The sequence below is a fragment of the Streptomyces sp. NPDC003032 genome (assembly GCF_053591415.1).
Genome location: NZ_JBSFTT010000008.1, coordinates 18,917 through 28,546, shown reverse-complemented (window position 1 = coordinate 28,546; position 9,630 = coordinate 18,917). Strand labels below are relative to the sequence as shown.

The following is a 9,630-nucleotide window of genomic DNA, read 5'->3' as shown; positions in this document are numbered from 1 at the left end:
AACGAACGTAGGGGCGGGGGGCGCGGGGCACCTTTCGGTCGCCGCCGTATGGGTTGTGGGGGCGGGCTTATGGGTCCTACGAGGGCCGGGGGTGGCCGCCCCCGGCAACCGGGCCCGGCATTACCTGTGACGTAATCGACCAGGTGGCGCGGGACCGACACAGTGGTGTCACCGGATCAGACCGGCGCACCGCACAGCGCACACCGCGTACCGCGTACCGCACTCCGCGCACCGCGTACCGCGTACCGGATCATCCGCCACCGCCCGAGACCGCTCGTCCCCGCCGCTTGGAGGCAGCCCGCCATGACGACCTGCCAGCTCACCGCCCTGGCCCGCACCACCGACCCGACCACCATGCTGCGCCGCTTCCTCGGCCTCGACGCGGTCGTGACCGCCGGCAACGGTCTCGCGTACGTCGCCGCCTCCGGACCCCTCGGACGCCTCCTCGGCGTCGACTCAGGGCTGCTGCTCGGCCTCGGCGTCTTCCTCACCCTCTACGGCGCGGGCGTCGGCTACCTCGCCGCCCGCAAGAGCCCGCCGACGCTCGGCGTGCGCGCGGTGATCGAGGGCAACGCCGCCTGGGCGGTGCTCAGCGTCGTCGCCCTCGTCGCCTGGCTCTCGCCCAGCACGGCCGGCGCGGTCTGGATCCCGATGCAGGCCGTCACCGTCGGCGGTTTCGCCGCCCTGCAGTACGCGGCGCTGCGCGCGCTGCGGGCCTAGCCCATCCGGGTCTGGAGGTACTTGACCGTCGCCGGGTCGGCCGGGAGCAGCGTCTCGATGGCCAGCTCGGCGACCGTCACGTCCATCGGGGTGTTGAACGTCGAGATCGACGAGATGAAGGACAGGACGTGCCCGTCGTGCTCGATCCGCAGAGGCAGCGCGAAGTACGGCACGTCCGTCCCGGCGTCGAAGGCGTCCACCCCCGGATCTTCCACCGGATACGCGGCCACCTCCTCGTACACCGCCCGCAGGGCGTCCGAGCGCTGCAGTGCGATCTGCCGCTCCATCTGGTGCAGCAGATGGCCGCGCCACTCCCGCAGATTGCGGATCCTGCGGGCGAGGCCATCCGGGTGGAGGGTGAGCCGCATCGCGTTCAGGGGCGGGGCGAGGAGGCGCTCCGGGATGCCGTCGAGGATCATCGCGATGCCGCGGTTCGCCGCGATGACGTCGTACGCCGCGTCGACGACCAGCGCCGGATAGGGCTCGTATCCGGTCAGGAGCTGTTCGAGGCCCTCGCGCAGGGTGCCCATCGAGGGGTCCTCCAGCGGGGTCTCCCGGAAGCGGGGCGCGTAACCGGCCGCGAGCAGCAGGGAGTTGCGGTCCCTCACCGGCACATCGAGGTGGTCGGCGAGACGTAGCACGAGCTCCTCGCTGGGGCGTGAGCGGCCCGTCTCGACGAAGCTGATGTGCCGCGCGGACGAGTCGGCGCGCAGGGCCAGCTCAAGCTGGCTGACGCGCCGCCGCTCCCGCCAGCCGCGCAGCAGCGGGCCCACTCCGGTCCCGTTCCCCTTGGTGTTCCCCTTGGCCTTGTCTCTGGTGTTCCCCTTGGCGGGCGCGGCGGTTGTCATACGTAGACGGTAATCGAACTGCCCGCGGCTTCGGAGAGCGCCGACCTCCTGTGGCTCGTGCGCCTGTTCGGCATCACGGAGCAGACCGCCACGCGGCACGTCACCACTGCCCGCTTCCTGCGGTCCCAACCGCCTGGACCGCGTACTGCTTTTCATGCAAATCCCTCGTCAGGGGGACGTGCATTTGCTGGTGATGGCGTACGGACCACCATGCTCCGTGTCGGTTGTCCGAATGTCAGCTCAACGGCTGTCCGGTATGACTCTCGCATCAAACCCCTTTCTCAGGGATTTCCCGCGGGTTCATCCACGGCGGCGCTCCGGAGGCATGTGATGCCCGAGCAGAACGTATGCCCGCAAGAAGAACCCTTGGCGATCGTGGGCGCCGCATGCCGGTTGCCCGGGGGGTGTCAACGATTTGCAGAGCCTCTGGTCGGTGCTCGAACAGGGTCGCGACCTGGTGATTGAGGCGCCGCCCGAGCGTTTCGAGAGCGACCGGTTCCTCGACCGGCGCGGAAGGCCGGGGAAGACGCGCACCACGGCCGGCGGGTTCCTGGAGAATATCGCGGATTTCGACGCCGACTTCTTCATCGGTGTTTCCGGGCAGGATTACCTCGATCTGCAGGCGGCCCGTACCGGCACCGTGAACCCTTACACGATGACGGGGGGGAAGCGGGGCTGTCACCGCCAACCGCATCTCCTACGTGCTGGACTGGCACGGCGAGAGCGTGGCAGTGGACACCGCCTGCTCCTCGGCGCTGACCGCGGTCCACCAGGCCTGTGAGTTCCTGCGGTCCGGCCGGGGCCGCGCGGTGCTGGCCGGTAGCGCCCACGTTCTGCTCAACCCGTCCGGTTACGTCGGGTTCACGGCCGCCTCCATGCTGTCGCCCGCCGGGCGCTGCCGTACTTTTTCCGGCAAGGCCGACGGCTCTGTCCGAGCCGAGGGAGGCGGGGTGGTCCTGCTCAAGCGGCTGGGCGACGCGCTGGCCGATGGCGACCGCGTGCACGGCACGATTCTCGCCTCCGGTGCCACCAGCGACGGGCGCACGGCCGGTATGGCTCTGCCCAGCGACGTCGCGCAGGAGGCGCTGCTGCGCGCGGTCCACGCACGTGCCGGTATCAGTGCCGACGACCTGGCATACCTGGAGATGCACGGGACGGGTACGTCCGCGGGGGACCAGGCAGAGTGCAGGGCCGTAGGACGGGCCTTGGGTGCGCTCCGCACTTGCGGGCCGCTGTCAGTGGCCGGGCACAGTATCGGCGAGGTCGCCGCCGCCCACGTGGCGGGCGCCCTGGATCTGTCCGCGGCCGCGCGGGTTGTGGCCGCACGCAGCCGGGCCCAGGCCGCGACGGCCGGGAGCGGGAGGATGGCAGCCGTGGGCCTGTCGCCGGAGGACGCTCGCCGTGAACTGGCCGCCCTTGAGGGCACTCTGGAGCTGGCCGCCGTCAACAGCGGGCAGGACGTGACCGTCGCGGGTGACGTCGGCCAGCTCGAAGCACTCGGCCGACAGTTGGCGGACCGCGGAGTCTTCTTCCGCATGCTCGACCTGGAATACGCCTTTCACAGCCGTGCCATGGACCCCATCTAAGAGCCGCTGGCAGCTGCCTTGGTCGATCTGCGCCCTGCGGCGGCCCGCCTCCAGTTCATCTCGACGGTGACCGGCGCCCCGCTGTCGGGCGAGAAACTCGACGGACACTACTGGTGGCGCAACGTCCGTGAACCCGTCGCCTTCGACTTGGCGGTGGAGACGCTGCTGGACCAGGAGTACGACGTATTGGTGGAGATCGGCCCGCATCCGGTGCTGAGCACCTACCTCCGGCGGCTGACCGCCGGTCGCACCCGGCCTGCGGCCGTGGTGAGCACGTGCGGCCGCGACGGCACCGCCTCGGGCCCCGACGCGGTGCGCCGCGCCGTGGGGAACCTGCTGGCCTGCGGCGCCCGGCCGGACTGGAGCGCCTTCTTTCCCCGCCCGGCGCGTGTGGTGGGCCTGCCCGGCTACCCCTGGCAGCGACAGCGCCACTGGAACGGTGACCCACGCTGGTGGAACCGGACCGGCGAAGATGCCGGTGCTTCCGCGTACCGGCTACTGGGCGACCGGCTGCCCACCGCCGAACCCACCTGGTGCGCACCGCTGGAACCGGCACGGCTGCCCTGGCCGGCCGACCACAAGGTGGGCGACGCGGTGGTGCTCCCGGCCGCCGCCTACCTCGAATCAGCCGTTGCCGCCGCCCGGGAATGCCACGCCGGGCCCGTCGAGGTCCGCACCCTGAACATCACCCGCGCGCTGGTCCTTCCCCAAGACGCTGATGACCCGGTGGACGTGCACTACCAGGTGGCCCTGTCCGAGGACGACCACAGCGTGCGCATCACCAGCCGCACCGGGACGGGAGGCGAGTGGCGCCAACACGCCCGCGGCCGGGCCCGCCGCCTGCTGGCCGCCGCACCCGCCCCCCGCCCGATCGCCACACTCGGCCAGGGCTGCGTCATGGAGATGTCCGCCGCCGAGCACTACGCCCGGCTCGCAACCCAGGGCCTGCCCTACGGCCCGGCCTTCCGCATCCTCACCCACCTCACAGCAGGTGAGGACGAAGTGGTTGCCACCTACTCCCTGCGACAACCCGGGGACGGCTTCCACATCCACCCGGCCATCCTCGACGGTGCATTGCAGGCGGGCGCCGCGCTGCTGGCGGCCGCCGACACCGACCCGGTGCCGTTTCTGCCCGCCGAGATCGAGACGGCCCGGGTCTGGCATCAGCCGTCACCCACCGGGTACATCCACGTCCGGGCCCGTCACCTCGGCGCACTGGAAGCCTGCTGGGACGTGACGATCCTCGACGAGGACGGCCGGGTCACCGTGGAAATGGAAGGCTGCCTCCTGCGCCGGTACGCCGGAGCGGGCACCCTCGCCCCACCGGAACGCTACGAGACCGTGCTGCGCGCCGCCCCACGCCCGCACCCCGACGACACGGACGAGCGCTCCCTCCTGCCCGCCCCGCAGTCCCTGCTGGACGCCTCCGCCGGGGACCGGATGAGGGCTCTGGCGCCCCTGACCACCGACAGTGGGGCGGGCGCCGACCGTACCGCCGTGTCGCGGCTGAAGGAGGTATGCGCCCACTTCGCGGCCGCGGCCGTCGGCCGCTTTGCCGACGGCGCCCCGGAGTTCACCGTCGGCGACCTGGTGGCGGCCGGGGTGCAGGAGCCCTACCGGCGGCTGCTGCACCTCCTGCTGTCCCTCGCCCAGGAATACGGGCTCGCCGAACCGGCCGAGTCCGCGCCCGGGGGCGGACAGCGCTGGCGGCTCATCGGTGTTCCCCGACCGGATGACATGCACCGTTCCCTTCTGAATGACCACCCCGGGCAGGCGGTCATCGCGACCGTGTACGGACGTTGTGGACTGCACTTGGCCGACGTGCTGCGGGGCGCGCACAATCCGCATGAGTTGCTGTTCGCCGACGCCGACCGGCATCTGGTCGAACAGCTCTACCACCAGGCGCTCGGCCTGGCGGGCCACCACCGTGCGGCCCGGGAACTCCTGCGCGCCGCCGTCCGTGCCTGGCCCGCGGACCGACCGCTGCGCATCCTGGAGGCTGGCGCGGGGACGGGGGGCGCCACCGGCTGGCTGCTGGAGGTGCTGCCCCCAGAACGGACCCAATCCGTCTTCACCGACATCTCGGCCGCGTTCTTCCCCCGCGCCCGTGCACGGTTCAGGTCCTACGACTTCGTCGACTACCGCACGCTCGACCTTGACCGCGGCCTTGAGGAACAGGGCTTCACGCCCGGCTCCTTCGACCTAGTCGTCGCCCACAATGTCCCGCACGCCGCCAAGGACCTGCGGGCGTGCCTGGACCGGGTGGCGTGGCTGCTGGCCGACGACGGGCAGCTGATGGCCACCGAGCAACACGACCCGGCATTCCTCGTTCTCTGCTTCGGCCTCCTGCCGAGCTTCTCCTCACTGCTCCTGGCCCGGCGCACCGGCACCACCCGGGTGCCGTCCACGTCCGCCCTCGAACCGCGGCCCCCGTCACCCGCCGCTGCCGCCGACTGGGTCATCGTCGCCGAGAATCCCGAGGCCGACCTGGCCCAGGCACTGGCCTCCACTCTCAGCACCAGTGGCCGCGCCACGGTGCGCCAAGCCGCCGGTACGACCGGCCCCGACCGGCTGCCCTCCTCCACCACGACGGAGCCGGTGCCCTCCCGCGCCGTGCTGTTGCTGGACGACGGACCCGACGCGCCCTGGAGCGCCCCCGGCGCGGCTGCTGCCACCGCCCTGGCCGCCCACCGGATCGCCACCCTGACCGGCCTCGCCGCCGCCGCCGACGCCGAGACCGCAGCCGAGGGCGCCAAGCCGGAACTGTGGCTGGTCACCCGCCCCCGCGGGGCCCAGCCCGCACCTGAGGCAGCCACCCACCCGCAAGACGCGGCCGTCTGGGGAGCCGCCCGCGGCCTGGCCAACGAGCACCCGGGACTCACCGTCCGACGGATCTCCCTGGAACGTGGCACTGACCCCGGCGCCGACGCATGCCGCCTTGCCGCAGAACTGTCCGCGCCGGATGCGGAAGATGAGGTCGTACTCACCCGCGCCGGCCGGTTCACCCCCCGGATCACGGCCCTCAGCGCCTCGCCCCGGGCAGTTCAACCTGCCGATGACGGCTCGGGCCGCTACCGGCTGGAGTTCCACGACCCCGGCCTGTCCCATCGACTCTCCTGGACACCGATGGCCCCGTGTGCACCGGGCCCGGATGAGGTGCTCATCGAAGTACGGGCCGCGGGCCTGAACTACCGGGACGTCATGCGGGCCACCGGCCTGCTTGCCTCCGGTGCGGCACAGCAGAACCTCGGTCTGGAATGTGCGGGTGTCGTCGCACAGGTCGGGTCCCGTGTGGCCGATCTGGCCGTCGGCGACCGGGTGTTCGCCATGGCGATGCCCGCACTGGCCTCCCAGGTGGTGGCCCACCGGAGTCTGGTGGGCCGGATGCCGGACGGCGTGGGGTTCGCAGCCGCAGCCACCGTGCCGGTGGCATGCCTCACGGTGCGGTACGCGCTCGGGGGCCTGGCCCGGCTGCGGCCGGACGACACTCTTCTTGTCCATGGCGCTGCCGGGGGAGTCGGGCTTGCCGCGCTGCAGTTCGCCCGGGATCGAGGCACGCAAGTGATCGCCACAGCGGGCACCCCCGCCAAGCGCGATCTGCTGCGACTGCTGGGCGTGACCCGCGTGGCGGATTCTCGCGCCGCCGACTTCGCCGATCACGTCCGCGACCTCACCGCAGGGCAAGGTGTCGACGTGGTGCTCAACTCACTGGCAGGCGAGGGCCTGACCCGCAGCCTCGAACTGCTCAAGGCAGGGGGTCGTTTCGTCGAACTCGGCAAACGAGACATCGACGTCCGGGGCGTCGTACACGCGGCGATGGTCCTGGACGACGCCCAACTGGCTCAGTTGTCACAGGAGCGCGTGCAAGCCGTCCTAGGTCCCAAGATGCACGGCACCCTTCTGCTGGACGCTTACACCACGAACTGTGACCTGGACTTTTTTGTCGCCTATTCCTCCCTGTCCGCCTTGGTGGGAAATGCGGGACAGGGCCCTTACGCGGCCGCCAACCTGTTCCTGGAAGCCCTGGCCCGGGCCCGCCGTCGTACGGGGAAGCCCGCGCCGGCCATCGCCTGGGGTGCCATCGGCGAGACCGGCTATGTCGCCCGCCACCAGGAGATGGCACAGGCAGTGCAGCGCTGGGGGTTGGAGGACGTGTCACCGGCCGAGGCGTGTGCGGCCTTGGACGACGTGCTGGCGCGCGGACCAGCCGTGGTCGGCATCGGCCGTGTCGACTGGGCCCGCGCGGGCCGCGTATTGCCTGAGAACGGCTTGCGGGTTCTCCGGGACTGATGCGCTTCGGGCTGTGGCAAGGTGAGACCGACCCCGTGGAAGGAGCATGGCCCATGTCCCCCCAATCGCCGTCACCCGAACCGCTCTCGCAGAAGGAGATCGAGGACCGCCTCGCCGAGCTTCCCGGCTGGTCCCTCGACGGTGGCAAGATCACACGCTCGTACCGGCTCGGCTCGCACTTCGCGGCGACCGGTCTCGTCGTCCACATCGCCCAGACGCAGGACGAGCTCGACCACCACTCCGATCTGACCCTCGGCTACAACACCGTCGCCGTGTCCGTGCAGACACACAGCGCGGGCGGCGCGCTCACCGCCCTCGACTTCGAATTGGCCCGCCGGGTCGAGGCGTTGGCCCCGGGACACGGCGCGGAGTGAGCGCGGGCATGCTCGACTACAGCAAGGAAGCCGACCGCTACGACGCCTCGCGCGGCGGTGAGCCCCGTGCGGCCGCCGCCGCGGACGCCGTACTCGGCCTGGTGCCTCCCGATGCCCGCAGCCTCCTCGACGCCGCCTGCGGCACCGGCCTGGTCACCCGCCGCCTCGCCGCGCGTGCCGGTCTGCGCGTGACGGGAGTGGACGCGGCGCCCCGCATGGCCCGGATGGCGGCGGCCCGGGTCCCGGGCGCCATCATTCTCGGCGACAGCCGCCAACTTCCTTTCCCGGACGGGGTGTTCGACGCCGTGAGTACGGTGTGGCTGCTGCATCTCCTCCCCGGCCCCGAGGAGACGGCATCGGTCGTCGCCGAGTGCGCGCGGGTGCTGCGGCCCGGCGGCATCTACGTCACCACCGTCGACAAGGCCGCCTCGCACGACGCGGGCAGCGACATCGACGCCGTGCTCGCCCCGCGCCCCGTGCGCCCCGCCGTCGACCGCGCCGCGGCCGTCGCGGCGTACGCGGCCGAACACGGCATGGCGCCGGCCGGCCGGTCCCGGTTCGTCGGCCACGGCCAGGGCCGCACCCCGCGCTCCACGGTCGACGACCTCCACCGGGGCTGGTTCACGCAGGTCCCGCCCGACGGGCCGCTGGCCGCGCGCCTCGCGGCCGGGCTCGCCGCGCTCCCGGACCAGGACGTGCCGCGCCCCGATCCGCTGTTCAGCCTGCGGGCGTTCCGCAAACGGGGCTGAGGCTTCCTTTTGCCGTAACGGCAACGTGGGTCGTCGAAAACCGGGAAGGGGGAGCAGGCTGTCCCTGTTCTCCACAACGAGGGCGGAGAACAACCGGAACCGGAAGGCGGCAGAGCGATGGGGCAGCACCACGCGCACGGACAGGGGCAGGGGCAGAGGCATGGCCACGGGCATGGCCACGGGCACGGGCATGGTGGCGAGGACATGGACTGGGCCGCCATGGGAGCCATGCTGGAGCGGTACGCGGAGGTCGCCGCTCCCATGTACGGCGAGGTGGCCGCCTGGCTGCGTCACTGGGTGCCGGAACCCGGCGTCGTCGTCGACGTCGGGAGCGGCCCCGGCGCCATCTCCTTCCAGCTGGCCGAGGCCTTCCCCAAGGCGCGCGTCGTCGCGGCGGACCCCGAGGAACCCCTCTTGGAGCGGGCCCGCGACCGCGCCGCCCGCGAGGGCCTGACCGGCCGCTTCGACACGGTGCGCGCGGTGCTCCCGGACGCCGTCGACGACGTACCGACCGCCGACCTCCTGTGGCTGTGCAAGTCGCTGCACCACGTCGGCGACCAGGGCGCCGCGCTCGCCGCCCTCGCCGGCCGCCTCGCACCGGGCGGCGCGATCGCCCTCCTGGAGGGCGGCCTCGGCGCCCGCTACCTCCCCCGCGACATCGGCTTCGGCCGCCCCGGGCTCCTCTCCCGCCTCGAAGCCTCCGATGAGGAGTGGTTCGCCCAGATGCGCACCGGCCTGCCGCACTCGAAGGACGCGGCGGAGGACTGGCCGGCGCTCCTCACCGGCGCGGGCCTGCGCCACGTGGCCACCCGCAGCTTCCTCCTGGACCTGCCGGCCCCGCTCTCCGACACGGCCCGCGCCCATGTGCTCGAAGAGTTCACCCGCCGCCGCGAGATGCACGAGGGCCGCGTCACGCCCGACGACCTCACCACGATCGACCGCCTCCTGGACAAGGACGACCCCCAGAGCCTGCACCACCGCGAGGACCTGTTCCTGCTGACGGCGCAGACGGTGCACGTGGCGGTCAAGGAGCACGCCGCCGTGTAGGGCTCAGCAGCCGTGC

General features: G+C 72.1%; 7 protein-coding genes and 1 pseudogene. 7 read left to right on the top strand and 1 reads right to left on the bottom strand.

Translation table 11 applies throughout. The features are described from left to right. Positions 1-303 precede the first annotated feature (303 nt). Positions 304-720, top strand: coding sequence for a hypothetical protein (locus ACWDZ7_RS13430; protein ID WP_451796820.1), 417 nt, complete (start codon positions 304-306; stop codon positions 718-720). Here ACWDZ7_RS13430 and ACWDZ7_RS13425 read toward each other — a convergent pair. Further along, positions 717-1,568, bottom strand: coding sequence for a helix-turn-helix domain-containing protein (locus tag ACWDZ7_RS13425; RefSeq protein ID WP_451796819.1), 852 nt, complete (start codon positions 1,566-1,568; stop codon positions 717-719). The two genes, ACWDZ7_RS13430 and ACWDZ7_RS13425, sit on opposite strands and share 4 nt — an antisense overlap. 433 nt (positions 1,569-2,001) lie before the next feature. On the opposite strand from ACWDZ7_RS13425, the gene ACWDZ7_RS13420 reads away from it, so the two are divergent. From ACWDZ7_RS13420 to ACWDZ7_RS13395, 6 genes and pseudogenes are all read left to right on the top strand, one after another. Beyond that, positions 2,002-2,349, top strand: a complete 348-nt coding sequence (locus tag ACWDZ7_RS13420; RefSeq protein WP_451796818.1) for a beta-ketoacyl synthase N-terminal-like domain-containing protein — start codon at positions 2,002-2,004, stop codon at positions 2,347-2,349. Next, positions 2,270-4,450: pseudogene (locus tag ACWDZ7_RS13415) on the top strand (acyltransferase domain-containing protein); the annotation flags it as partial. The gene ACWDZ7_RS13420 and the pseudogene ACWDZ7_RS13415, both read left to right, overlap by 80 nt. Next, a complete protein-coding gene (locus ACWDZ7_RS13410) occupies positions 4,427-7,444 on the top strand; it encodes a KR domain-containing protein (RefSeq protein ID WP_451797084.1) in 3,018 nt (1,005 codons plus the stop codon). The pseudogene ACWDZ7_RS13415 and the gene ACWDZ7_RS13410, both read left to right, overlap by 24 nt. A 53-nt stretch (positions 7,445-7,497) precedes the next feature. Next, complete coding sequence (locus tag ACWDZ7_RS13405; protein ID WP_451796817.1) at positions 7,498-7,818, top strand: 4a-hydroxytetrahydrobiopterin dehydratase; 321 nt, start codon at positions 7,498-7,500, stop codon at positions 7,816-7,818. 8 nt (positions 7,819-7,826) lie between these two features. Beyond that, positions 7,827-8,567 (top strand): class I SAM-dependent methyltransferase, encoded by a 741-nt coding sequence (locus tag ACWDZ7_RS13400; protein WP_451796816.1) that lies wholly within the window; start codon positions 7,827-7,829, stop codon positions 8,565-8,567. 117 nt (positions 8,568-8,684) lie between these two features. Next, positions 8,685-9,614: a class I SAM-dependent methyltransferase gene (locus tag ACWDZ7_RS13395; RefSeq protein WP_451796815.1), complete on the top strand. Its 930-nt coding sequence runs from the start codon at positions 8,685-8,687 to the stop codon at positions 9,612-9,614. The last annotated feature ends 16 nt before the right edge of the window (positions 9,615-9,630 follow it).